Below are 23,660 nucleotides of genomic sequence, written 5' to 3' on the forward strand. Positions count from 1 at the left end.
CAATCGCCCCGGCCCGCCCCGGCCCGCTCGCCGCCGGCCCTTCGCAGTGGGCGTGCGGGCCGTCACGACCCGCCCGCCCACCGCGCGTTCACCCTCGTGCCACGGGCTCCGCAGTCCGGGCCGCGACGCTTCCCGCCGACCGCTCTGCCGGTGCGGCCTCCGCCGTCCTGTCCGCCGGGTCCGTAGGGTCCGCCGGGCCGTCGTGGGCGGTCGGGCGCTCCGCCCAGAACGCCGCGGACGCCGCGCGCCGGGCGAGCATCACCAACACCCCCACGAGGCTCAGGCCGAGTGCGATGACCAGCGGCGGGCCGAGACCGAACCAGGACGTCCCACCGGAGGAATTGGCGGGGTCCGCCATGTCGACGACCGCCTCGACGAGCAGCCAGATCAGCATTCCCGCTCCGACGAGGGGACCGGCGCCGATGAACAGGAACTCGCGCACCCCCGCGGTCAGCAGGCGCCGGTGGTAGACCGCACAGGCGATGCCGGTGAGGGCGTAGTAGAAGGCGATCAGCAGGCTCAGGGCCGTGAGCGAGTCGGCGAGCGCGTTCTCGCTGACCTGGTGGATGAACAGGTACCAGACGGTGGCCGTGCCGGCGACCCACCAGGTGCTGACGGCGGGGGTGCGGTACCGGTCGTGGATCAGACCGAACCGGCGGGGGAGGGCGTGCCTGCGCGCCATGGACAGCGCGGTCCGGGACGCCGGGATGATCGTCGTCTGGGTCGAGGCGAGCGCCGAGGTGGCGACGGCGACGAGGACGATCCAGTCCCAGCCGCCGAGGGCCTCGCGGGCCAGGGAGGCGAAGACGGCCTCCTCGTCGTCGGCGTGCGCGGTGAGATAGCCGGTGCCCGCGAACGCGACCACCGCGAAGGCCACGGAGACGTACGTGGCCAGGAGCACCACGGTCGACCAGATGCCGGCCCGGCCCGGGGCGGAGGAGGGGTCCTTCGTCTCCTCGGTGAGGTTGACGGCCGACTCCCAGCCCCAGTAGACGAAGACACCCAGGAGCAGCCCGCCGGTCAGCGCCGTGCTCCCGGCCCCGAACGGGTCGAGCCAGCCGGCGGACGGGCGCAGCGCGCCCGCGGAACCGGATCCGGCGTAGACCCGGTACAGGGCGACGCCCGCGAAGACGAACAGGCAGACGGTCTGCAGCAGTACGAGGACGTTCTGCAGACGGGCCGCGGCCTGGGTGTCCCGGACGCACAGCGCCGCCATCGTCACGATCACCAGCACGGTGAGCGCCTGGCGGATCAGCGTGTTCCCGGCCCAGCCGTCCAGACCGACGGCCAGCAGACTGAAGTTGACGGCGACGTCGGCGAGCGAGCCGACCACCAGCACCCCGGTCATGGTGATCGCCCAGCCGCCCAGCCAGCCGGTCGTGGGCCCCAGTGCGCGCGTCACCCACGAAAAGGTCGTGCCGCAGTCGGGATCCGCCCGGTTCAGGTAGTAGAAAGCGGAAGCGATGAGCACCATCGGAACGAACGACGCGAGCATCACCCCGGGGGCGTGGACGCCGACCAGGGCGACGATCGGCCCGATCACGGCGGCCAGGGAGTACGCCGGCGAGGTCGCGTTCAGCCCGATCGCGAGGGCGTCGACGAATCCGATCGCGTTCGGTCTGAGCGTGGCGGGGGCGGCGGACGTCCGCGGGGTGTCTTCGACCATGGTCCCTCACTGGTGCACTGTGAACGGCGCGTGAATGCGATGAGGAAACCCGTGCTCCGCACAGGGGGTCAATGGTGTTGGCATAAGCGCGGGCGGAAGACCGGGTCAGCCGCGCCCCGCAGCGCCCCCGCCCCCGGCACCCGCCGACTCGGCGAGCTGCCTCTCGGCGGTGTCCAGCAGCATGTCCAGCGCGACCGGGTACGCACTGTGGGGCATCCGGGCGGCCAGCAGTCCCGCGGTGGCCGCGATGTTCGGGTACGCGTCGGCCGGCAGCCGGGCGTACGTCGACTCCCACCGCTCCTCGTCCGACTCGCGCGCCTTGTCCGCCAGGGCGAGGGGCCCCGCGTCGAGCGTCGCGAAGGCCAGGGCCTGGTCGATGTAGGCGTGGTAGATCCGTACGGCGTCCACGTCCGCGAAGCCCGCGCCGCGCAGGCTGCCGAGGATCGCCTCGTCGGCCGCGATCTCGCGCGGCCGCCCGCTCACCCGGCTCGCGGTCAGCAGTGCGGCCTGCGGGTGGGCGAGGTAGGCGCCGTGGATGCGCAGCCCGAGTGAGCGCAGGTCGTCGCGCCACCGCCCGGTGGGGACCCAGCCGTCGAGCGCCCGGCCGATCAGCTCCTCGCCGATGGCCAGGGTCAGCCCGTCCATGCCGTCGAAGTACCGGTACAGGGTGCTGGGGTCCGCCCCCAGAGCGGCGCCCAGCCGCCGGGCGGACAGGCCCGCGCTCCCGTGCTCGCGCACCATCCGCAGGGCCGTCTCGACGATCAGTCGTTCGGAGAGCACCGTCCCCTGCCGGGTCGGGCGCCGCCGCCTGCGGGCCTCCTCAGGGACCACGTCCTTCGCCATCGCCCGCCTCCGTCCATCCTTATGCCAACACCATTGACCTTAACTCGGACGGAACGGTTCCATCAGCCCCCTGAGGCGCACGCCTCACAGAGAAAGGACCTCGCCATGCGTGTTCTGCTTGTGGGTGCCGGCGGTGTCGGGAGCGCGATCACCAAGATCGCCGCCCGCCGCGACTTCTTCGACCACTTCGTCGTCGCCGACTACGACCTGGCCCGCGCCGAGGCCGCCGTCGCAGCCCTGGGCGGCGACGAGCAGCGGTTCAGCGCCTGCCGCGTCGACGCCTCCGACGAGGCGGCGGTCACCCGGCTGCTCACCGAACGCGGCTGCGACGTCCTGATGAACGCCACCGACCCGCGCTTCGTGATGCCCCTGTTCAACGCCGCGCTCGCGGCGGGCAGCCACTACCTCGACATGGCCATGTCCCTTTCCCGCCCGCACCCCGACCACCCGCACAGCGAATGCGGCGTGAAGCTCGGCGACGAACAGTTCGAACGGGCCGAGGAGTGGGAGAAGTCGGGCCGCCTCGCCCTCGTCGGCATGGGCGTCGAGCCCGGACTCTCGGACGTCTTCGCCCGCTACGCCGCCGACCACCTCTTCGACGACATCGAGGAGATCGGCATCCGCGACGGGGCGAACCTGGCCGTCGAGGGCTACGACTTCGCCCCGTCCTTCAACATCTGGACGACGATCGAGGAGTGCCTGAACCCTCCGGTGGTCTACGAGCGCGAGCGCGGCTGGTTCACCACCGAGCCGTTCAGCGAGCCGGAGGTCTTCGACTTCCCCGAGGGCATCGGCCCCGTCGAGTGCGTCAACGTCGAACACGAGGAGGTCCTCCTGGTCCCGCGCTGGGTCGGAGCCCGCCGCGTCACCTTCAAGTACGGCCTCGGCGACGACTTCATCGGAAAGCTCAAGACCCTCCACGCCCTCGGCCTGGACTCCACCGAACGGGTCGCGGTCCGCGGTGAGGACGGCAGCACGGTCCGGGTCTCGCCCCGCGACGTGGTCGCCGCCTGCCTGCCCGACCCCGCGACCCTCGGGGACCGGATGACCGGAAAGACCTGCGCCGGCACCTGGGTCAAGGGCACCAAGGACGGCCTGCCCCGCGAGGTCTACCTCTACCACGTGGTCGACAACCAGTGGTCCATGCGCGAGTACGGCTCCCAGGCCGTCGTCTGGCAGACCGCCGTCAACCCGGTGGTGGCCCTCGAACTCCTGGCCACCGGTGTCTGGTCGCAGCCCGGCGTCCTGGGCCCCGAGGCCCTTGCGCCGCTCCCCTTCCTGGACCTGCTCACCGCGTACGGCTCCCCGTGGGGCATGCGGGAACAGGGCGACACCCCGGGCAACTGACCGTCCGGCGCACCGGAGGGGCAGCGCCGAAGCCGGCGCGCCACCCCTCCGGCGGCCGGGCCCGACGCGCGGGAACGGGTCGAGGCCTCGGGTCCGGACGAGGCGGGATGCGCCGCTCAGCCGAGGGCCCGGTACGCCGGTGACGGGTGGACCAGGTCCGGGCGCTCCACCACGTACCCGGCACCATGGACGGCCAGCATCGCCCAGTGCCACGCCTCGTCGTGGAAGACCAGTCCGCGGAGCGGGTCACCGTCCGGCTCGTGCGGGTAGCACGTCAGGGCCGCCTCCCAGGCGTCCTCGTGCGTCAGGCCACCGTGATGCCGCATCACCCACGCATAGCCACGCCGCTCGGACCGCAAGCAGTCGAGGTACTCCTCCTCGCTCCACGTCATGGACCGACCCTAAGCGGCCGGCCCGAGGCGCGACGGAGCGGGGTGGGGCGCGACACCACGCCGTACCGAACCATGCGTCCGCAGCGGTACGCCTGTTGCATCCTGGCCCCTGTCGGAGGTCTCGAGCCGGGGGGCGGAACATGTGGTCAGTGGTGTCGGCGAGTGACCTGCCCGTGGGGGAGCGCTTCGACTGGTTCTCCGACACGCTCTCGCGGGAAGTGGTCCCCACCGCACTGAGCACCGAACGGCCCGCCGAGTTCCAGGCCGAGGCCGCCGTCCTGGAGCTCGGCGAACTCCGGCTGGCCAGGCTGGAGTTCTCCCCACTCAGTTCGCGGCGCACCCCCGCGCTGATCCGGCGCGGGGACCCGGGACAGTACCAGCTCGGCCTGATGAGAGGGGGACGCGCGTTCCTGGCCCAGCAGCGCAACGAGTGCAGCGTCGGCGCCGGGGACATCCTGCTCTGGGACACCTCCCGCACGTCCGACGTGCAGACCGCCGCCGATGACGGCCTGGTGGGCCTCGCCATGCTCCAACTTCCGCAAAACGCATTGCCGTTGAATGAGGACCGGCTCGGTCGGCTGCTCGCCCGCCGGATCCCGGGAGACCAGGGCGTGGCGGCGGTCCTGACCGCCTTCGTGGACGCACTCGAAGGCCACGGCGGCCAGTGTTCCCCGGCGGAGCTGCACCGGCTCGGTACGGTCGCGGTCGACCTCGTCGCCGCCTGTCTGGCCCAGCACCTGGACGCCGAGGCCGAGCTCCCCCCGGAGGTCCGAACGCAGGCCCTGCTCCAGCGCGTCTACGCCTTCATCGACCACAACCTCGCCGACCCGGCCCTGACCCCGTCGGCGATCGCCGCTCGCCACCACATCTCGGTACGCACCCTCCACCAGCTCTTCCGGCGGCAGGGCGACACCGAGACCGTCCAGGCCCGGATCCGCCGGCGTCGCCTGGAGCGCTGCCACTGCGACCTCGCACGCCCCCAACTGATGGGCCACCCCGTGAACGCGATCGCCGCGCGCTGGGGTTTCAGCGGCCCGGCGGTCTTCAGCCGGTCATTCCGCGAGAGGTACGGCCTCACCCCGACGGAGTTCCGCGCACTGAGCGTCAAGGACGTTCGCGCTGTGGGCACTTCGTCGTGACGCATCCCTCGCTCCGGCGGAAGTAGCGGAACACTCCAAGATCGACTCGTGATCCTTGTCCGTGGTGGCGGCCACGTTCCGTGATCGGCCTGTCGCAGACTGGCGGAACGTGGCGGCCCGACCGGTTGCCGCGTCTTCGGCCCCGTCGACCCAAGGACTGCACACATGAGCGAGCGCGTTCTCACCCCCCGCAACCGGGGCTTCCTCTTCCTCGACTCCCACCCGGCGGGCTGCGAGCGGCTGGTGGCCGACATGTGGCGGGCCTGCCCCGACCCCGTCGACGTGCCCGAGGGGGCCGGGCCGGTGGCGCTGGTCATCGGCTCCTCGGCCGGATACGGCCTCGCGGCCACGGTCGCCGGACTCAAACGCGCCGGAATCCGTGGCGTCGCGGTCTCCTTCGAGAAGGCCCCCACCGAACGGCGCACCGCCACGGCCGGCTGGTACCGCACCGCCGCCACCGCCGACATCGCCCGTACCGCCGGGCGGGATCTGGTCTTCCTCAACGGCGACGCGTTCTCCGACACGATGAAGAACGAGGTCGCCGACCTCATCGAGCAGCGTTTCGGCGGCAGGCTGGACTACCTGATCTACTCGGTCGCCGCGCCCCGGCGCACCGACCCGGACACCGGCACCACGTACGCCTCCGTCCTCAAGCCGATCGGCCGGACGAACCGCACCAAGACCCTCGTCTTCGACGACCGGGGCGCTCCCGAGGTGCGCGAGGTCGAGACCGGGCCGGCCGAGGGCGATGACGTCGAGCAGACCGTGGCCGTGATGGGCGGTACGGACTGGGAACGCTGGATCGACCACCTGGCCGGTCGGGGACTGCTCGGCGAGGGCTTCGCCACTGCCGCGCTGTCGTACATCGGCTCGCCGCTGACAGCGGCGATCTACCGCCAGGGCACCATCGGCGCGGCCAAGGCCCACCTGGAGGCCACCGCCCGCACCCTGGACGAGCGGCTCGGCAAAGCACTGGGCGGGCGGGCCGTGACCTCCGTCAACGGCGCCGCCGTCACCCAGTCCTCCACCGCCATCCCCGGCATCGCCTTGTACACCGGCCTGCTGCGCGGTGTCCTCGGAGCGGACCTGGTCCCGCCGGTGCACCAGCTCGCCGCCCTGTGGGACCAGCTCACCGGTGCCGCGCCGCTCGCCCTGGACGACGAAGGCCGGGTCCGCCTGGACACCTGGGAACTCACCGACGACGTCCAGGCGGCCGTCGCCGAGCGCTGGGAGACCGCCACGACCGACACCATCGCCGGCCTCGCCGACCTCGACTGGTTCCGTGCCGAGGTCCAGCGCCTGTACGGATTCTCCGTGCCGGGCGTCGACTACGCCTCCGCGGTGGCCACCGACGTACCCTGGCCCGTTCCCACCGCCTGATCCCGGCGCGGGCCCCGCCGCCGGTCCCTCGACCGGCAGCGGGGCCCGGGGTCTGCGCCGGGTGGGCGGCGGTCACTTCACCGAGCCCGCCATCACCCCCTGGACGAAGTGCCGCTGGAAGGCGAAGAAGACGATCAGCGGGACCACCAGGGACAGGAACGCCCCGGGCGCGAGGACGCCGATGTTGCTCCCGAACTGCCGCATCTGGGACTGCAGTGCGACCGTGAGCGGCTGGGACCCGCTGTCCGCGAAGAGCAGCGCCACGAGCATGTCGTTCCAGACCCAGAGGAACTGGAAGATGGCCAGGCTCGCGATGGCCGGGCGGCCGAGCGGCAGCACCAGCCGGGAGAAGATCCGCCACTCGCTGCCGCCGTCCATCCGGGCGGCTTCCAGCATCTCGCGCGGTATCTCGGCGAAGTAGTTGCGCAGCAGGAAGACCGCGAACGGCAGACCGTAGGCGACGTGGAAGAGGATCACGCCCGCGACCGTGCCGAACAGCCCCACGGCGCCGAAGAGCTTGGCCACCGGCAGCAGCCCGATCTGTACGGGTACCACCAGCAGTCCGACGACCACCAGGAAGACGGCGTCCCGGCCGGGGAACTCCAGCCACGCGAAGGCGTATCCGGCGAGCGACGCGAGGGCGACCACCAGTGCGGTGGTGGGAACGGAGATCAGGACGGTGTTCCCGAAGGCCGCCGCGATCCCGGAGTCCTCCAGCAGGGCCGAGTAGTTGTCCAGGGACAGCTGGGACGGGTCGGTGAGCGCGGTCCACCAGCCGTCCGAGGCGTTGTCGCCCTCGGAACGCATGGAGGAGATGAGGAGGCCCGCCAGTGGGGTGATCCACACCAGGGCGACCAGGATCAGCGCGCCCTGGACGAGGGAGTTGCTCAGCAGGCGCGACAGCCGCTTCCCGCGCCGGCGTCCGGGTCCCCGTGCGGGCCCCTTCGCCGACGGGCCGGGTAGGGGGCGGACCGCTGCCGTCCGCCGGGACGGTCGGCGCTCGATGGTGCCGTGGCCGCTCATGCTCCACTCCTTCGGAAGCGCCGGATGTTGAAGACCATCGCCGGGACGACGAGGAGCAGGAGCACCACGCTGAGCGCGCTGCCGAGCCCCTGGTCGTTGCCGCCGCCGAAGGAGACCAGCCACATGCGGGTGGCCAGCACGTTCGCCTCTTCCTGGACCGGACCGGGCGCGATGATGTAGACGAGGTCGAAGACCTTCATCACGTTGATCACCAGGGTCACGAAGACGACGGTGAGCACCGGAGCGAGCAACGGCACGGTGATCTTGCGGAAGATCTGGCCCTCGGAGGCGCCGTCCATCCGCGCGGCCTCCAGGGCGTCCCGCGGGATGGCCGCGAGGCCGGCGCCGATCAGGACCATCGCGAAGCCGGTCCACACCCACAGGTAGGCGCCGATGATGGCCGGTGTCACCAGCGCCGGACCGAGCCAGTTCACCCCTTGGTACGGGGCCGCGAAGTTGGCCGCGGGCAGCCTGACCGTGTACGGGGCGTCGTCCAGCCCGGTGAAGTGGAACGACCCGTCCTCGGCCGTGACGGCGGTGGCGGCCACCCGGCCGTCCCGCACGGCTTCGACCGTCATGCCGGGCAGCCCGTTCTCGCCCGGGTCGATGCGGCCCGGGGTGCCGGCGCCGCCGGGGGCGAAGTCGAGGTAGACGACCCCCCCGATGCCGTCCGGCAGGGGCGCCGCGGGGGCCGCTGCCTTCGCTCCGGCCGGCATCGCGTCGGGTGCCACCCCGATGAAGCCGAGACCGACCGAGTGGCCCGGACGGACGGTCTCCTCGGTGCTGTACGGGCCGCCCGGCCCGCCCGCCAGGCCCTGGCCCTCCCGGGCCCTGGCCGTCGGATAGGCGGCGGTGTCCACGAAGCCGTCGTGGACACCGACGACGGCGGCGTTGAGCACGCCCCGGGACGGGTCCTGGTCGTAGGCGAGCCGGAAGATGATGCCCGCGGCGAGGAACGACACGGCCATGGGCAGGAAGAGCACGAGTTTGAACGCGGTCGCCCAGCGCACCTTCTCGGTGAGCACGGCGAGCATCAGCCCGAGCCCGGTCAGCAGGGTCGGGGCGACGACGACCCAGAGGGCGCTGTTGCGGATCGCCTTGAGGGTGGCCCGGTCCTGGACGATCGCCGCGTAGTTGGCGGCCCCTACGAAGCGGTCTCCGTCGGCGTCGAAGAGGCTGCGGCCGACGGAGAAGAGGACCGGGTAGACGACCAGTGCGCCGAGCAGCAGCAGGGCGGGCAGGACGAAGACGACCGCGAGGCGGCGTTTCCTGCGCTGGGCCCGGCGCCGCCCGTCGGCCGCGCCGCGGGCGGCGGTCATGGAGTCAGCCATGGGAGCCGCCTCAGTTCCCGTAGGCCTTGGCGGCCTCGGCCTCGAGCTTCGCGGCCGTGCCCCGCGGGTCCGACGGGTCGCGCAGGAAGTCCTGGAGGAGCTTCCACTCGCCGGCGCCCTTGGTGCCGCCGAACGCGGCCGGGGCCTGGTCCGACATGTCGAAGCGGATCGAGTCGCCCGCCCCGATGAGCGAGTTGGCGGTGCTGCGGGTGATCTCGTCCCCGTACGCGGTGAGGTCGAGCTCCTTGTTCGGGGACAGGAAGCCGCCGGCGCGGGCCCAGACCTCGGCGGCCTCGGGGCCGGACAGGAATTCCAGCAGCTTCATGCCGGCCTCGCCGTTCTTCGCGTCCTTGAGGACGACGGCCGCGTCACCGCCGCTGACGACCGGTGCCTTGCCGCCGTCGACCGCGGGGAACGGGAAGAACTTGGCGTCCTTGCCGGGCTTCTTGCCGAACTGGTCCTTGGCGATGCCGCCGACGAAGTCGCCCTCGTAGACCATGCCCGCCTTGGGTTCGGGGCCGAAGACCTGTGCGACCGACGTGGGGAAGTCGGTGCTGAGCGCGGTCTGGGCGCCGCCGGCGACGAGCTGCTTGTCCTTGAACAGTTCGCCGAGGGTGGTGAGCGCCTTCACGACGCTGTCGTCGGTCCACTTGAGCTTGTGCTGGGCGAGCTGGTCGTACTTCTCCGGTCCGGCCTGGGAGAGGTAGACGTTCTCGAACCAGTCGGTGAGGGTCCAGCCGTCCTCGCCGGCTATGGCGAAGGCGGGGCGGCCGGAGTCGGCGAGGGTGCGGCCGGCCTTCAGCAGGTCGGCGTAGCTCGTGGGTTCGTTGACACCGGCCTGGGCGAAGGCCTCCGGGGAGTACCAGACGGTCGACTTGTGGGCGGCCTTGAAGTAGAGGCCGTAGTACGTGCCGTCGACGGTGCCGTAGTTCCGCCACACCGGGGCGAGGGTGGAGCCGGCCTTCCGGGCGGCTTGGTCGGACAGGGGCTGGAGCCAGCCCTCCTTGGCGAACTGCTGGAGCACACCCACTTGGGGAACCAGCACCACGTCGGGCGCGTTGCCGCCTTCTATCTTGCTTCCGACGAAGGTGGAGACGTTGTCGCCGGAGGGTACGAAGACCGTCTTGGCGCCGGTCTTCTCGGTGAAGGCGTCCAGGACCTTCTTGAAGTTCTGCTGCTCGCTGCCGGTCCAGACGCCTGCCACGGTCACGGTCTGGCCGCTCAGTTCGCCGCCGCTCGCGGGTCCGGTGGCGTTGCCGCAGGCGGTGGCACCGAGGGCGAGGGCGAGGGCCGCCGATGCGGTGGCCGCGGTCCGCCGGGTCGTCTTGCTGGGTCGTCGCATGGGGGAGTCCTTGTCTGGAGGTCCGGGACACGGGGCGGAGCCCGGACTGCGCGGGGAAGGAAGGGAGGAAGGGAGGAAGGGAGGAAGGGAGGAAGGGAGAGAGGGGAAGAAGAGGAGGAGGTCAGGGGCCGGGGGTCACGGGGCCGGGCATTCGGCCGTCCACCAGGCGGCGGTGGCCGCGGGCAGGACCCCGTCGGGACAGGGGCCGCTGGCGAGCAGCGGGGCCCCGGGGACCGGGGCGGGCACCGGCTCGGTACCGAAGTTCACCGCGCAGACCAGGCCGTCGCCGCGGCTGATCGCCAGTACCCCGGGAGGCGCGTCCAGCCAGCGCAGGGGGCCTTCGCCGAGCTGCGGCAGGGTGCGCCTCAGCTGCAGCCCGTCGCGGTAGAGGTGCCAGAAGGAACGGGTGTCGGCCAGGGCGCGGTCGGTGGCGTGCTCGGCGAACCACTCGGGCTGCGGCAGCCACGGCTTGGCACCGGCCGCTTCTCCGGAGAAGCCGAACGGCGAGGCGTGCCCGGACCAGGGCAGCGGCACGCGGCAGCCGTCCCGGACGTGCTTGCGGCTGCCCGTACGGTGGAAGATCGGGTCGGTGAGGACCTCGTCGGGCAGGTCGAGGACCTCGGGGAGGCCGAGCTCCTCGCCCTGGTAGACGTAGGCGGCGCCGGGCAGCGCGAGCATCAGGAGGGCCGCCGCGCGGGCGCGGGCCGCCCCCAGTCCGCTGCCTTCCACCCCGGGCTCGCCCGCGTAGCGGGTGACCGTGCGGACCTGGTCGTGGTTGTTGAGGACCCAGGTGACGGTGGAGCCGGTCCCGGCGATGTCGCGCATCGCGTCGGTGATCGTCGTGCGGAAGGCCTCGGCGTCCCAGGGGGCGCTCAGCAGGTCGAAGAAGAACGCCTGGTGCAGCTCGTCGGGGCGGACGTACTCGGCGTGCTCGCGCGCGGTGGGCACGGACACCTCGCCGACCAGCAGCCGTTCGCGGCCGTCCCGGGCGGTGTACTCCTCGCAGACCGAGCGCCAGCGCCGCCACACGCCGTGGACCTCGGGCTGGTTCCAGGCCAGCTGGTTGACGGCGTCGCGGGCCCGCTCGTCGGCTCCGGGGTCGTCCGAGTCGGGCAGCGCGGGGTGCTTGAACAGTCCGGCGGCGACATCGATGCGGAAGCCGTCGACCCCGCGGTCCAGCCAGAAGCGCAGCACCTCCTCGAAGTCGTCGCCCACGGCAGGATCGCGCCAGTTCAGGTCGGGCTGCTCGGGCGTGAAGAGGTGCAGGTACCACTCGCCGGGGGCGCCGTCGGGCCCGGTGGTCCGGCTCCAGGCGGGACCGCCGAACATCGCGCGCCAGTTGTTGGGGGGCTCCGTTCCGTCCGGGCCGCGGCCGGGCGCGAAGTGGAAACGGGCGCGCTCCGCGCTGCCCGGCTCCGCGGCGAGCGCGCTGCGGAACCACGGGTGCTCGCTGGAGCAGTGGTTGGGAACGATGTCGAGGAGCAGCTTCAGCCCGAGCCGGCGGGCGTCGGCCACCAACCGGTCGAACTCCGCGAGGTCGCCGTAGACCGGGTCGACACCGCGGTAGTCGGCGACGTCGTAGCCGTGGTCGTGCTGCGGCGACGGGTAGAAGGGGCTGAGCCAGATGCCGTCGACACCGAGCTTGCGCAGGTAGGGGAGCCCGGCCCGGACGCCGGCCAGGTCGCCGATGCCGTCCCCGGTGCTGTCGAGGAAGCTGCGGACGTAGACCTGGTAGATCACCGCGTCGCGCCACCAAGGGGCCGAGGTGGTGGCGGTGGGAGAGGGGTGGCCGGTAGCGGCCGGAAGGGTGCTGAGCATCTCGCGTCGACCTGTCTGCTGAATGCGAGAGCGCTCCGGATCGGTGCGCTGTTATGCATGCATGTTAAGTAGCGGCGACTGGAAGGTGTCAACGATGTGTCCAGAAACAGTGAAAAGCTGGGGTGGTTTGTACCTGATTGCCCACATGTAAAAGGAAGGGCCTCTACTTAACATGTAAGTAGAGGCCCTTGAGGAGGGAGGGGAAGGGTGCGATCAGCCCTTGCGGGAAATGGTCCCGAGCTCGCGCGCGAGCCGTGCCGCCGCCTGCTCCGGCGTTTGGCGCAGCGCCAGAACGTCCTGCGCCACGGCCTGCACGGCGAGGCTCACCTGGTCGTAGCGCGGACTCTTGGGCCGCGGCACCGCCGACAGCACGCTCTGGCGCAGCGTGGGCAGGTACGGATACGCCCGGACCAGCTCGGGATCCTCGTACAGCGCGGCGCGCACCGGAGGCAACGAACCCTTGGTGAGCACCTGCCGCTGGACCCGCTCGCTGGTGAGGTAGGAGATCAGGTCGGCCGCCGACGCCGGATGCCGTGCACGGCTGCTCACGGCGAGGTTGGAGCCGCCCAGCACGCTGGTGCCGGGCCCGTCGGGCCCGGGCAACGGCACCGCGCCGAACTTGCCCGCGACCTTCGACCCCTCCGCGCCCGCGTCCGCGTACACGTAGGGCCAGTTCCGCAGGAACAGCAGCCGGCCCTCCTGGAAGGCCCGCCGCGACTCCTCCTCCTTGTAGCCGAGCGCGTCGCGGGAGATCCAGCCCTTCCGCACGCCGTCCGCGAGGAAGCGCAGCCCGGCGCGCGCCGCGTCGGAGTCCACGCTCACGCGGGCGCCGTCGTCGCGCAGGATCGATCCGCCCGCCGAGTGCACGGCTTCGGTGACGTTGACCGTGAGCCCCTCGTACGGCAAGAACTGGCCCGCATAACCGTCCAGTCCGTACTTCGGGGCGATCGTGCGCGCCTGGCGGATCAGCTCGTCCCAGGTGCGCGGCGGCTGCTCGCCCTCCTGGTCCAGGAGGTCCTTGCGGTAGTACAGCAGTCCCGCATTGGTGACGTACGGGACCGCGTACAACCGGCCGTCGAAGGTCGCGGTGTCGACGACGGGCCGCAGGAAGGAGTCCAGCGGGAAGCGCTCGCGCCGGAGCGGGGAGATCCATCCGGCCGCCGCGAACTCGGAGGTCCAGGCGACGTCGATGTTCAGGACGTCGAACCGATTGCGGCCCGATCGCAGCTCACTGATCATCTGGGCCCGGGTCTCGTCCGCCGAGTCGGGCAGCTCGACGAGCGTGACGCGCTCGCCGGGATGGGCGTCGTTCCAGTCCGCCAGGAGCGGAGGGAGGTAGTCCGTGAGATCGCCCGCCGTGACGAGCGTCAGGGGGCCGCGGTCCCGGTCCTCGGAGGCCGCGCCCGTCTCGGCACGCACGCCGAGACCGGTGTAGCCCGCCAGGACGACCGCCCCGACCAGGAGAGCTCTACCCGCGGCACGCATCCACCGCATAGATTCCTCCCAGTACACGATCCGGCTGCGTCGCCGACCATCGTGGCCTATATATACCCGTTAGGCATGGGCGATACTAGATGCCCAGGCAGACGAGACGGACGGCGGCGCAACTCGGCCCGCTGCCGAGTGAACCGTTGACTACGGAGCGGGAAGGAGGGGGAGCGAGTGCGGCTGGCGCTCCTTGCGCTCCTCACCCGTAGCCCTGCGCACGGTTACGAGCTGAAGCAGGACCTTGAGAAGCTCCTGGGCGCCGCGTACCCTCAGCCCAACGTCGGCCAGATCTACGTCACCCTCGGACGGCTGGAGAAGAGCGGCCTCATCGAGGGCGAGGACGTCGAACAGTCGGGTCGCCCCAACAAGCGCACGTACAAGCTGACGGACGCCGGACGCGAGGCCGTACTGGCCTGGTTCGAGGACACCACCGAGGAACCCCGGGTACGGGACGAGTTCTTCATGAAGCTCGCGCTCGCACCGCAGTCGGGTCTGGCCGATCCGGTCGCACTGATCAACAAACAGCGGCGGCAGTACCTCAACACCATGCGGGACCTGTCCAAGCTGGCCGCGGCGGAGGACCGCGACAACAAGATCTCCCAACTGCTGATCGAGGGCGCCATGCTGCACCTGCAGGCCGACCTCGACTGGCTCGAACGCTGCCAGGAGGAGCTGGAATGAGCGACGCCGCCACCACCGCCGCTCCCGGCGCGTCCGTCGAGCCCATCGTGCGGGCCGAGGGCCTGACCAAGACGCACCACGGCGAGGGCGTGCCGGTGCAAGCCGTGCGCGGGGTGGACCTGTCCGTCCGGCCCGGCGAGTTCGTCGCCGTCACCGGACCCTCCGGAGCCGGCAAGTCCACGCTCCTGCACCTGCTGGGCGGCCTCCAGCGCCCCGACGGCGGGAAGCTGTGGATCGGCGGGGAGCGGGTCGACGCGTACCGCGAGGCCCGCTGGGCGGTCCTGCGGCGCCGCAGCATCGGCGTCGTCTTCCAGTTCTTCAACCTGGTCTCCAACCTCACCGTCGCCGACAACGTCGAACTCCCCGCCCTGCTCGCCGGCGCCTCCCCGAAGGCCGCCCGCGCATCCCGGGCCGAACTGCTCGCCGAACTCGGCCTCGAAGGCCGCGAACGCTCCATGCCCGGCGAACTGTCCGGTGGCGAGCAGCAGCGCGTCGCACTGGCCCGCGCCCTGGTCAACCACCCCGCACTGCTGCTCGCCGACGAGCCGGCCGGCAGCCTCGACAGCAAGGGCACCCGCGAGGTGCTGCGGCTGCTCTCCCGTTTCCACCAGCGCGGCCAGACGATCGTGATGGTCACCCACGACGCCCGGATGGCCAGCGCCGCCGACCGCGTCATCTCCTTCTTCGACGGGCGCATAGCCGACGACGCACAGCTCGGCGGCGGACGCCGCGGGCCGGCCCGCGGCGTCTCCGGCGTGCTGGACCTGGAACTCAAGGAGTGACCGTGCGGGCCACGCTGCGCTGGGCGCACGCCGACTTCCGCGCACACCGCGGCGAAGCCCTCTTCGTCGTCCTGGCCAGCGCCGGCATCATCGCCTCGCTCCTGCTCGCCGGCGCACTGTTCAGCTACGCCGCCAACCCCTGGCAGCGCGTCTTCAACCAGTCCCACGGCGCACACATCTGGCTGCACACCCGCGCCGGTGCGGACACGGCCGCCCTGTCCCGCGTGGACGGGGTCGCCGCCCTTTCCGGTCCCTACCGCACCACGGCCACGACGGTCGAGTCGCGCGGCGCCCGCGTCGGGGTGACGCTGCGCGCGGCCACGACCGTGCCCCCGGAGACCGGACGGCCGCTCGTCACCGACGGCGACTGGCTCGCCCGACCCGATACCACCGCTGCCGGCACCGGCGCGGGTACCGGCAGCGGCGCCCTCGTCCTGGAAGCCTCGGTCGCGCGGGCCCTGTGGGCGGAGCCGGGCGACACCGTACGGGTCACCGGCCCGGACGGCGCCCCGCACGCACTGCAGGTCAGCGGGATCGCCGAGGTGGCCGAGCCGCGCTACCACCCGGGCGGCGGGCCCGGCATCGGCTGGGTCCTCGACGACACCCTCGACGAGGTCGCCCACGGCGACACCGGCCAGAGCGTGGGCCTGCGCCTGCAGGACCCGGACGACACCGACTTCACCGTCCAGCGGGCCGTGACCGTCCTGGGCGCCGACCGGGTCGCCCAGGTCACCAAGTGGCAGCAGGCACGGGCCGAGGCGGGCGGCGACGACCGGCTGCTCGGCCAGATGTTCGCCGTCTTCGGGCTCGGTGCGCTGCTCGCGGCCGCGCTCGCCGCCGCCGGAGCGATCGGCGCCCGCGTCCGCGGGCAACTGCGGGACATCGCGATCCTCAAGGCCGTCGGCTTCACCCCCGGGCAGGTGACCCGTGGCTTCCTCGTGCAGCACCTGGCCTTCGCCCTCCTCGGCGTGGCCCTCGGCACGGCGGCCATCGCCCTGCTGGGTGCCCGGATACCCGGACGGATCGGGGCAGCGACGGCGGTGTGGCAGGACCTGCCCGGCCACACCGCGCTCATGATCGGCATCCCGTGCGGTGCGGTGCTGCTGATCGCGGCCGCGACCGGGCTCTCGGCCTGGCGGGCGGGCCGGGTCCCACCGGTGCCGGTGGCCCGGGCGGCGCTGCCGTCCGCCGCGCCGATGACCGCGCTCGGCAGGCGGGCCCTCGGCGTACGCGTGCCGCCCGCCCTGGTCCTCGGATGGCGTGCGGCCTTCCCGCGGCGCGGTCGGACGCTCGTTCCCGTGGCCCGGCTCGCCCTCCCGCTGGTCCTCATCACGGTCGCACTCGTCGCCTGGTCGACGCTGGACCAGTTCCGCAGCCGGCCCGCGCAGATGGGCTTGCCCGCGGCATTGACCGTACGGGCCGGACAGTCGGCCGGGGCGTCCGACGCGGAACTGGAGCGGACCCTCGCCGAGGTCCGGGGCGTCGCCGCGGTCCATCCCGGCGCCGAGATGGCGGCGCTCGTACCGGGTCAGACCGGCACCATCACGCTCCGCGGCCTGGGTACGGCCCGGGACCCGTACCCCGCCAAGGTGGTGGAAGGGCGCGCGGTCAGCGGTCCGGACGAGGCGGTGGCCGGACAGGGGCTGCTCGACCTCCTCGGGGTACGGGTCGGCGCGTGGGTGCGGATGACCGTCGAGGGCCGACCACAGATCCTGCACGTCGTGGGCCGCACCATCGAACCCGAATCCGGGGGCCGGGTGATCACCACGAGCATCGACGCGCTGCGCGAGCGCGATCCGGGGCTACGACCCGACTTCCACGCCCTGGTGCTGCGCGAGGGCGCGGACCCCGAGGCGGTGAGCGCCGCGCTCGCCGGGGCGACGGCCGGGGCGCTGGAGGTCCGCGAGACGCCGAACCCGGTCGACCGGCTGGAACCGGCGCGCGCGGTGATCGCCGCCCTGATCGCGGTCCTGGCGCTGATCGGGCTGATCGAGCTGCTGACACTGATCGGGACCGGCGTACGGGACCGCGGCCGGGACCTGCTCGCGCTGAAGGCGATCGGGCTGACGCCCCGGCAGATCGGCGCGATGATCGTGACGGCCGCCGGCCTGACGGCGCTGGCGTCCGCCGTGGTGGGCACGACGGTCGGGGTGCTGTCCGGCAGGTGGCTGGTGGACACCCAGGGCGCGTCGAGCGGGATCGGCGCGGGCATCGCCCAGCTGCCGCCGCTCCCCGTACTGTTCACCGTGATCGTCGGGGCGGTGCTGGGCGCGGTGGTGGCGGCGGTGCTCCCGGCGACACGAGCGGCACGCCGGCGGCCGGCCGACTCGCTGAGCGAGACCCTCTGACGCTCCGACGGGCTCGTCAGCGGAACGGGTGGGCGTCCTCCTCGGCCCACCGCTCGGGGAGCCGGTGACGCGTACTGCCAGCAGCTCGGCGTTGACGTCTCGGCCCGCGACGTCGAGCACCGCATTGGCAGCCTCCTCCCGAAGACGGCGGCCATCTGGGCATGCGCCTCCCTTCGGCCGATCTCGCAGCAGGTCGACCGCGAGGTTCTCGCCGGCGGGGCCAGGTGCGGATGGGTCTGGACGGTGATGGACGACACCAGCACCACGTGCTCGACGCCCGCCCGCCGGGCTGCGCGAGGACGTCCGCGTCCGGGCCCGTACGGGACACGAGGACCATGCGCGCGTTCTCCCGTCGTCAGGTGATCAACTTGAGGACACGCCAGGAGCTCAATCGCACTTCAGGTCAAGACGACTCCTGGCGAGGGCCGGACCTCGGAGCAGCAGGGTCAGTCGATGCGCGCGGGCAACCCCGCGAGACCGGTGTCGCGCATGATGCGTTCGACCGTGTCGGGCAGGGTGCTGTCGGCTCCGACGACGGTCTCGACGCCACCGGGAAGGAGGTCGCGCTCGCGATACCAGTCCCGCAGTTCCCGCTCGGTGACCTGAGCCAGATGGTCGGGGTCGGCCTTCGAGGCATGCCGGGTCAGCGTCTCCTCGATCGGGACGTCGAGGTAGTAGCAGCGGGACACTCCACGGTGGTCGCCGAGCAGGCCCGCCAGCATGTCGCCGTACCGGTCGGCGTACAGGATTCCCTCGACGACCACGTGGTAGCCGGCGTCCAGTGCGTAGCGGGCGACCGTGTCGATCAGCCCGATGTTGGCGCCGCCGGGCACATCGCGCTCCCTCAAGACGACCCGCCGCACGTTGTCCTGGCCGACGAGGGCCAGGCCACGGCCGAACCGGTCGCGGATCCCCGCCGCCACCGATGACTTGCCCGACGCCGAGTTCCCGCGCAGGACCACGAGCCGGGTCCCGTCACTTCCCACGGTCATTCGGCGCACCCCACCGTTCCCCGAGAGGCCGGGCAGGAGGCGGGTGCGGTCGATGCCGTCCGCGGCGTACTCGACGAGGTCGCCCGGCTGCTGGAAGTGCACGGCGGCGGGCGCGCCGGCCCGGTAGGCGTCCAGGCCGGCCCGGCAGTACGCCACCATCGGCTCCGGCAGAGCGCCCAACGGATACCAGCCCATGCCGTCACACCGGTCCGGCTCCGTCACCCGGGGCAGGCCCGTCCACCGCCGTACCTCGAAGAAGACGCCGATCCGCGAGCTGCCGCCCCGGGGCGGGCGGTGGTGGACGGTGACCGCCGCGGTCACGTCCGGCGCCGCGATCAGGACGCCGGTCTCCTCGCGGGCCTCCCGGATCACCGCTTCGACCATGTCCTCGTCCGGGTCGAGGTGCCCGGACGGCAGGTGCCACAGACCGGTCGCGTACACGGGCCCGGCCCGGCGCGACAGCAACACCTCCGGGCCGCAGTTGCCGTCGCGGCGCAGTACGAGGTGGACGTCGACCGGCACGGTGTGCCGGGGGCCGCCGCTCACGGTGCGGTCCGGGCGCGGCGGGTACGGCGACCGCGGTCGTGCGGATGGTCCGGTGCTCGGGTGACGGTGCACCGGATCGTGGTCGTGGTCGTGGTCGTGGTCATGGGTGGTTCATGCCCACCCGAGCTCGGTGTAGAGGCGGCCGGCCCGGATGCCCTCGAGCGCGGCCCGGGCGTAGGGGACGACCGGTTCCGGGAGGGCGCCGACGGGCCACCAGCCCCAGGACAGGCAGCGGTCGGGCTCGCGCACCTCGGGTGCGCCGTGCCACCGCCGCGCGCGGAAGAAGAGCTGGATGCGGGGCAGGCCGCCCGGTCGGTCCACGACGTGCACGACGTGGACCAGTTCCACGTCGCCCGGGTCGATGCCCAGGCCGGCCTCCTCCGCCGCCTCCCGCACGAGGCAGGCGACGGCGGATTCCTGCTCGCAGTGTCCGGCGAGGAAGTGGTGGGTGGACGCCGCGAAGGCGGAGTCCGGGTGCCGCAGCCCGAGCAGGATCTGCCCGTCCCGTTCGAGGTAGAGGTGAACGCCGACGACGTTCCGTCGCGCCCGGCCGCCGGATCGGGCCGGAGCCGGTACGGCGGCCGGGGCGAGGCTCCGGGCCCGGTGGAGGTCGATGACCTCCTTCGTCCACGGGCACATCGTCAGGAAGGGGATCGTGGCCGCGTCGAAGTGGCGGAACATGATGCCTTCGGGGCACGGAAGTTCGTCGGCGTCCCCGTCCCAGGCCCCCAGGTACACCTGGATGCGGCCGTCGGTCGGCCCGTCCGGCCCGGGACCGTGGCAGCTGACGACCGTGAAGGGTTCCAACGGCACGGTCAGGCCGGTCTCTTCGAGGAGTTCCCGCTCGACGGCCTGCGCCGCCGTCTCCTCGCCCTCGCGGCCTCCGCCCGGGACCGACCACGTGCCCGGGTCGCAGATGTCCTTGTTGGCGTCGCGCAGATGCAACAGGTACCGGCCTCGCGAGTCGACCAGTAGCGCGGCGGTGCCGTGCGGTTCGACGGATTCGGTCATCGGAGCTCCTTCACTGGTGCTCTGAAGAACGGTCCGGGTCCGGGGCCGTCACGGCCGAACCCGGGGCATCGCGCGAACCCGTGTTCGGGTGCGGGGCGGGGCCCTTGCGGGCCCGGGCCGAACGACGTTGAAACTCGCTCGAACAGGTCGGGGTCACTCCTGAGGGGGATTGCGGGCGGGAGGCTCGGGCGGCGGCGGTCAGGATGAGGATGAGGATGAGGATGAGGCGACGGTCAGGCCGCGGCGGTCAGGCGTTCCACCATGCGTCCGTGCCGCAGCCGACCTCGTAGTGCCACCACCCTTCGTCCCGCCCCCGGTCCAGGAGGGCCTTGATCCCGGCGAAGTCCGCGCCGGCCGGCGCGGTCAGGGCCAGCATGGGGAAGTCCGCGCTGAAGACCTCGCCGCCGAGCCCGAACTCCGACAGGCGCTGGTGCACCGCCTGCGGGCTGCGGCCCAGGGGGCCGGTGGGTACGGGCAGCACACGGATGGTGCAGTTGCCGGAGGAACTGACCCGCCCGACGGCCCAGTGGAGGCCGTCGGCGTCGGTCCGGTACCGCACCACATCCCCCTCGGCCACCCCGTCCTGCAGGAAGGGGCAGTTCTCCACGCTCGCGGTGTCATCCCCGAGCTTCATCGCCCACAGGCCCTCGGTGTCCTGCGGGAACCACCCCTCGCGCGGGACGAACCGGAACCACACCTTGATCTTCTCGACCGCGTTCTCCATGACAGCCATCATGCGCCGATCGTCGATGACACCGCGGACCGGGCGTGCGGGCCGGACCGCGCCCGTGAAGGGCCGCGGGCCGGCTCCGCCCAGGTCCCGGGATCAGTGGGAGCCGGGTCGGGTGGCGCGGGCGTGATCGGCCTCGAAGCGCTGGAAGGCCGCCTCCTGCCGCCACTCGACCTGTGCCTTCGGGCTGGCGGCCAGGAACCGGGCGCACCGCTCGCTCGGGTGCTCGGCGCCCTGCTGCTCCTTGGCGCACGCCCCCGTCGGACGGTAGCCGGTACGGACGTCACGGTTCCACAGGCCCCGGCCGGGCAGGAACGAGTGTTCCAGGGAGGCCCGGGCCAGATCCTTCAGCTCCGGGTAGCCGAGTCCGTACACCTCCGCCGCCCTGCGGTACTCGTCGGTGATCTCGATCCGGGACACGCCCGGGTCGTCGGTGGCGAGGACGACCGGCACGCCGTGGCGGCGGTAGGTGGCGAAGGGGTGCGCGTCGCCGGAGACGCGCAGGATCTGCTCGTTGCTGTGGAAGGGGACCTCGACGGCGATGCGCCGCTCGGCCATGTAGCGCATGAGCGACTCCCAGCGGTCCTCGTGCAGGACGGACACGCCGTGCCCGATCCGCTCGGCGCGGCCGGTCTGGGCGGCCTCCCTGATGTGGAAGGTGAGGTCCTCCGGCTTGACCAGGCCGGGCACCAGCTCGCCCGCGTGCAGGGTGATGTGCGCCTTCGGGTACTGGGTCTTGAGGTAGTTCAGCATCCGCATGTGCAGGCGGTAGTCGCGCAGGGCGACCGGGTCGTCCTCGGGCTGCACCAGGTTGACGGCGACGAAGCGCGGGTCGCGTTCGGCCAGCCGCATGCCGAGCGCCATCTGGGTGAACACCCGTTCCGGGGTGCCGGCGCGGGCGACCTGGGAGATCCACCTGTACGGCAGCGAGCACGCGGCGTCGGGCTGCGGGGTGTCACAGTGCGCGGCGCCGCGGAACTCGACGTCGGTGCCGTCGGCGTCGGCGCGCGCCTGCCGGACGACCGCGTCCAGGCCCCCGCCGGCGAGGAGCTCGTCGTGCATGCGGTCCAGGTCGGCGTCGTAGCCGACCCGGTCGGCGAGCTCACGGGCCTGGCCGGAGGCCGGGGAGATCATGGTCTCCAGGTAGAACTGGTTCTGCCGGGCGGCGGAGCCCGCGACCTGCGCGAGCATCCGGCCCGGGTGCCGCCAGGTCACCTCGCCGAACTTCCCGAAGGTCGCGAAGAAGTGGTCGTGGCCGTTGCCGTCCGCCGGGAAGTCCTGCATCGACCAGGCCCGGATCACCTGCTGGCGGAAGGCCGCGTCGGTGACGGCGTCGGTGGCGGGCCGGGTGCCGGCACCGCACGGCGGGGGCACCGCCGTGGTGGTGTCGGTGGTGATGCACAGGCCGTCCCCGGCGGCGAGTTCGATGAGGAACTCGGTGGTGACCGCTCCGGACAGGTGGTTGTGCAGGTCACCACCCTTGGGGAGGTCGGCGAAGAAGTCCCCGGGCCGGCCCGGCCCGGCGGCCGGGGGCGCGACGGAGGCGGGGGCGGAGGCCGCGTACGCGGAGGCGGGCGCGAGCAGGGCGAGGGCGGAGAGTGCACCGATCAAGTGGGATGGGATCACGGGCACATGGTGGTGAAGGGCACCACCACACGGCGGTAGGCCGTGCCGAGAGCCTTCCTGCGTCACCCGTGAGGCCCCGCAGAGGATCGTTCCTTCCAACGGGGACCGCACCCACCACCTGAGTGGGCGCTGGCATGAACATCGGAGCCGGAGTCGGCTCGGAGCTCACGTAAGCTCGTGATCACAGACAGAGTTGGGGTGCCCGATGCCGTGGAAGCGAAGTCGAGACGCGAGCCCAGCGGTACCTCTGCCGACGCAACAGTGGCCGGCGACATGGGATGAAGCCGGTCTGCTGACGCCGGAGCAGCGGGTGCGGGCTGTGGTCGAGGCGATCACCAACGGCACCACCGCCCGCCTCGATCAGCTTCAGGGCCTGCCGGCCGGGGCCGTCCTGGCTGTCGAGCGTGATCAACAAGCTCCGATGGCAGCCGCCTACCGAGAATTCCTCTCCCTGATTGGCGGTGGCGCAGGGCGTTTCATGCAGGGGACAGACGTTTACCACCCCCGCATCCTTGGCCTGGGGACGGCTGCCCGCGAGCTTCTCGAAGAGAACGAATCGTCCTTCCACTTCGAGGCCACCGACCGTGTCTTCTCCATGCACCAGGGATATCAGTTCGAGTTCATGCGAGGCACCGGACCTGACCCCGAAGTCTGGTCGTACTCCGAAGGCGATCATGCAGACGTTCCTGTTCCCAGCTGCTCGTCCTTCACCGACTGGCTCCGTGCGACCGCCGAGAGGGAGATACCGGTCTGGAAGCATCACGCCGAGACGGTTCGCGAGGAGACCAACGCCGACGGCAGTGTGACCTGGCACTGGTAGCCAGTCCTGGTCAGGTGCGTGTCACTTCCTTGCCCGGAGTCATCGGCCTGGGCGACGAAATCCGAGGGGCGCTCGCCGGGCCGGGGCAGCGTCGGACGATATGCCCGCCCCGATCAAGGCTGCCCGCGCACAGGCCAGAACACTGCCACCGAGTCCACCGCCCCGCGCCGGGCCCGGGCCGAACGCATGTTGCCGGCGCGGGTGACTCCCCGGCTACGGTCAGCTGCCGGACGTCGTACCTCCCACAAGCAGCTCAGCCGGCACAGCGCTTTCCAGCCCTTCCCCGGGCGATCGACGGGGCCGCCCGGGCGGGCCAGGACGGTGGCTGTCTGGAAGGCTGAGCGGCAGGGCCGGG

19 protein-coding genes and 1 pseudogene are annotated in these 23,660 nt (G+C 72.1%); 7 read left to right on the top strand and 13 right to left on the bottom strand.

Features of this window, described 5'->3' with window-relative positions; all coding sequences use genetic code 11:
• Positions 1 to 88: 88 nt before the first annotated feature.
• Together OG386_RS41310 and OG386_RS41315 are read right to left on the bottom strand one after the other, a co-directional pair.
• Entirely contained in the window at positions 89 to 1,666 is a 1,578-nt protein-coding gene (locus OG386_RS41310; protein WP_328792455.1) for an APC family permease, read from the bottom strand.
• A gap of 105 nt (positions 1,667 to 1,771) precedes the next feature.
• Complete coding sequence (locus OG386_RS41315; protein WP_328792456.1) at positions 1,772 to 2,509, bottom strand: TetR/AcrR family transcriptional regulator; 738 nt, start codon at positions 2,507 to 2,509, stop codon at positions 1,772 to 1,774.
• Between the two features lie 105 nt (positions 2,510 to 2,614).
• On the opposite strand from OG386_RS41315, the gene OG386_RS41320 reads away from it, so the two are divergent.
• Positions 2,615 to 3,856, top strand: coding sequence for a saccharopine dehydrogenase family protein (locus OG386_RS41320; protein WP_328792457.1), 1,242 nt, complete (start codon positions 2,615 to 2,617; stop codon positions 3,854 to 3,856).
• Between the two features lie 116 nt (positions 3,857 to 3,972).
• Here OG386_RS41320 and OG386_RS41325 read toward each other — a convergent pair whose 3' ends face one another.
• The gene (locus OG386_RS41325) at positions 3,973 to 4,248 is read right to left on the bottom strand and encodes a hypothetical protein (protein ID WP_328792458.1); all 276 of its coding nucleotides are present in this window, start codon (positions 4,246 to 4,248) and stop codon (positions 3,973 to 3,975) included.
• Between the two features lie 140 nt (positions 4,249 to 4,388).
• Here OG386_RS41325 and OG386_RS41330 point away from each other — a divergent pair, with 140 nt between their 5' ends.
• A complete protein-coding gene (locus tag OG386_RS41330) occupies positions 4,389 to 5,387 on the top strand; it encodes a helix-turn-helix domain-containing protein (RefSeq protein WP_328792459.1) in 999 nt (332 codons plus the stop codon).
• A 165-nt stretch (positions 5,388 to 5,552) separates the two neighbouring features.
• Complete coding sequence (fabV, locus tag OG386_RS41335; protein WP_328792460.1) at positions 5,553 to 6,767, top strand: enoyl-[acyl-carrier-protein] reductase FabV; 1,215 nt, start codon at positions 5,553 to 5,555, stop codon at positions 6,765 to 6,767.
• A 72-nt stretch (positions 6,768 to 6,839) separates the two neighbouring features.
• Here fabV and OG386_RS41340 read toward each other — a convergent pair whose 3' ends face one another.
• From OG386_RS41340 to OG386_RS41360, 5 genes are all read right to left on the bottom strand, one after another.
• Positions 6,840 to 7,790, bottom strand: coding sequence for a carbohydrate ABC transporter permease (locus tag OG386_RS41340; protein ID WP_328792461.1), 951 nt, complete (start codon positions 7,788 to 7,790; stop codon positions 6,840 to 6,842).
• On the bottom strand, positions 7,787 to 9,121 hold the full coding sequence (locus tag OG386_RS41345; RefSeq protein ID WP_328792462.1) for an ABC transporter permease: 1,335 nt from the start codon (positions 9,119 to 9,121) through the stop codon (positions 7,787 to 7,789). Before OG386_RS41345 ends, OG386_RS41340 begins: the two co-directional genes overlap by 4 nt.
• 10 nt (positions 9,122 to 9,131) lie before the next feature.
• Positions 9,132 to 10,463, bottom strand: a complete 1,332-nt coding sequence (locus OG386_RS41350; protein WP_328792463.1) for an ABC transporter substrate-binding protein — start codon at positions 10,461 to 10,463, stop codon at positions 9,132 to 9,134.
• Positions 10,464 to 10,598: 135 nt separating this feature from the next.
• The gene (locus OG386_RS41355) at positions 10,599 to 12,281 is read right to left on the bottom strand and encodes a glycoside hydrolase family 13 protein (protein ID WP_328792464.1); all 1,683 of its coding nucleotides are present in this window, start codon (positions 12,279 to 12,281) and stop codon (positions 10,599 to 10,601) included.
• Between the two features lie 213 nt (positions 12,282 to 12,494).
• Positions 12,495 to 13,775: an ABC transporter substrate-binding protein gene (locus OG386_RS41360; RefSeq protein WP_328792465.1), complete on the bottom strand. Its 1,281-nt coding sequence runs from the start codon at positions 13,773 to 13,775 to the stop codon at positions 12,495 to 12,497.
• Positions 13,776 to 13,943: 168 nt separating this feature from the next.
• Between OG386_RS41360 and OG386_RS41365 the strand changes: the two genes are divergently transcribed.
• From OG386_RS41365 to OG386_RS41375, 3 genes are read left to right on the top strand one after another with little or no spacing between them, the layout of a single operon-like run.
• Positions 13,944 to 14,450, top strand: coding sequence for a PadR family transcriptional regulator (locus tag OG386_RS41365; protein ID WP_314252823.1), 507 nt, complete (start codon positions 13,944 to 13,946; stop codon positions 14,448 to 14,450).
• Positions 14,447 to 15,232, top strand: a complete 786-nt coding sequence (locus tag OG386_RS41370; protein WP_328792466.1) for an ABC transporter ATP-binding protein — start codon at positions 14,447 to 14,449, stop codon at positions 15,230 to 15,232. Before OG386_RS41365 ends, OG386_RS41370 begins: the two co-directional genes overlap by 4 nt.
• A gap of 2 nt (positions 15,233 to 15,234) precedes the next feature.
• Positions 15,235 to 17,580 (top strand): ABC transporter permease, encoded by a 2,346-nt coding sequence (locus OG386_RS41375; RefSeq protein WP_328792467.1) that lies wholly within the window; start codon positions 15,235 to 15,237, stop codon positions 17,578 to 17,580.
• Between the two features lie 446 nt (positions 17,581 to 18,026).
• On the opposite strand, the gene OG386_RS41380 is transcribed toward OG386_RS41375, so the two are convergent.
• The 5 genes and pseudogenes from OG386_RS41380 to OG386_RS41400 form a co-directional block, all read right to left on the bottom strand.
• Entirely contained in the window at positions 18,027 to 18,572 is a 546-nt protein-coding gene (locus tag OG386_RS41380) for an AAA family ATPase (RefSeq protein ID WP_328793539.1), read from the bottom strand.
• 219 nt (positions 18,573 to 18,791) lie between these two features.
• Positions 18,792 to 19,190 (bottom strand): annotated as a pseudogene (locus OG386_RS41385) (NUDIX domain-containing protein); the annotation flags it as partial.
• Between the two features lie 39 nt (positions 19,191 to 19,229).
• Positions 19,230 to 20,129, bottom strand: coding sequence for an NUDIX hydrolase (locus OG386_RS41390; RefSeq protein ID WP_328792468.1), 900 nt, complete (start codon positions 20,127 to 20,129; stop codon positions 19,230 to 19,232).
• A 247-nt stretch (positions 20,130 to 20,376) separates the two neighbouring features.
• Positions 20,377 to 20,865: a DUF4265 domain-containing protein gene (locus OG386_RS41395; protein WP_328792469.1), complete on the bottom strand. Its 489-nt coding sequence runs from the start codon at positions 20,863 to 20,865 to the stop codon at positions 20,377 to 20,379.
• A gap of 90 nt (positions 20,866 to 20,955) precedes the next feature.
• Entirely contained in the window at positions 20,956 to 22,485 is a 1,530-nt protein-coding gene (locus OG386_RS41400) for an adenosine deaminase family protein (RefSeq protein WP_328792470.1), read from the bottom strand.
• 319 nt (positions 22,486 to 22,804) lie between these two features.
• On the opposite strand from OG386_RS41400, the gene OG386_RS41405 reads away from it, so the two are divergent.
• The gene (locus OG386_RS41405) at positions 22,805 to 23,305 is read left to right on the top strand and encodes a hypothetical protein (RefSeq protein ID WP_328792471.1); all 501 of its coding nucleotides are present in this window, start codon (positions 22,805 to 22,807) and stop codon (positions 23,303 to 23,305) included.
• The last annotated feature ends 355 nt before the right edge of the window (positions 23,306 to 23,660 follow it).

Origin of the sequence: Streptomyces sp. NBC_00273 (genome assembly GCF_036178145.1) — a bacterium.
GTDB lineage: Bacteria > Actinomycetota > Actinomycetes > Streptomycetales > Streptomycetaceae > Streptomyces.

What these genes read in the sequence shown, in the direction of transcription:
- OG386_RS41310 (WP_328792455.1), bottom strand. Translation starts at nt 1,666, where the DNA reads ATGGTCGAAGACACCCCGCGGACGTCCGCCGCCCCCGCCACGCTCAGA.
- OG386_RS41315 (WP_328792456.1), bottom strand. Translation starts at nt 2,509, where the DNA reads ATGGCGAAGGACGTGGTCCCTGAGGAGGCCCGCAGGCGGCGGCGCCCG.
- OG386_RS41320 (WP_328792457.1), top strand. Translation starts at nt 2,615, where the DNA reads ATGCGTGTTCTGCTTGTGGGTGCCGGCGGTGTCGGGAGCGCGATCACC.
- OG386_RS41325 (WP_328792458.1), bottom strand. Translation starts at nt 4,248, where the DNA reads ATGACGTGGAGCGAGGAGGAGTACCTCGACTGCTTGCGGTCCGAGCGG.
- OG386_RS41330 (WP_328792459.1), top strand. Translation starts at nt 4,389, where the DNA reads ATGTGGTCAGTGGTGTCGGCGAGTGACCTGCCCGTGGGGGAGCGCTTC.
- fabV (WP_328792460.1), top strand. Translation starts at nt 5,553, where the DNA reads ATGAGCGAGCGCGTTCTCACCCCCCGCAACCGGGGCTTCCTCTTCCTC.
- OG386_RS41340 (WP_328792461.1), bottom strand. Translation starts at nt 7,790, where the DNA reads ATGAGCGGCCACGGCACCATCGAGCGCCGACCGTCCCGGCGGACGGCA.
- OG386_RS41345 (WP_328792462.1), bottom strand. Translation starts at nt 9,121, where the DNA reads ATGGCTGACTCCATGACCGCCGCCCGCGGCGCGGCCGACGGGCGGCGC.
- OG386_RS41350 (WP_328792463.1), bottom strand. Translation starts at nt 10,463, where the DNA reads ATGCGACGACCCAGCAAGACGACCCGGCGGACCGCGGCCACCGCATCG.
- OG386_RS41355 (WP_328792464.1), bottom strand. Translation starts at nt 12,281, where the DNA reads ATGCTCAGCACCCTTCCGGCCGCTACCGGCCACCCCTCTCCCACCGCC.
- OG386_RS41360 (WP_328792465.1), bottom strand. Translation starts at nt 13,775, where the DNA reads ATGCGGTGGATGCGTGCCGCGGGTAGAGCTCTCCTGGTCGGGGCGGTC.
- OG386_RS41370 (WP_328792466.1), top strand. Translation starts at nt 14,447, where the DNA reads ATGAGCGACGCCGCCACCACCGCCGCTCCCGGCGCGTCCGTCGAGCCC.
- OG386_RS41380 (WP_328793539.1), bottom strand. Translation starts at nt 18,572, where the DNA reads ATGACCGTGGGAAGTGACGGGACCCGGCTCGTGGTCCTGCGCGGGAAC.
- OG386_RS41390 (WP_328792468.1), bottom strand. Translation starts at nt 20,129, where the DNA reads ATGACCGAATCCGTCGAACCGCACGGCACCGCCGCGCTACTGGTCGAC.
- OG386_RS41395 (WP_328792469.1), bottom strand. Translation starts at nt 20,865, where the DNA reads ATGATGGCTGTCATGGAGAACGCGGTCGAGAAGATCAAGGTGTGGTTC.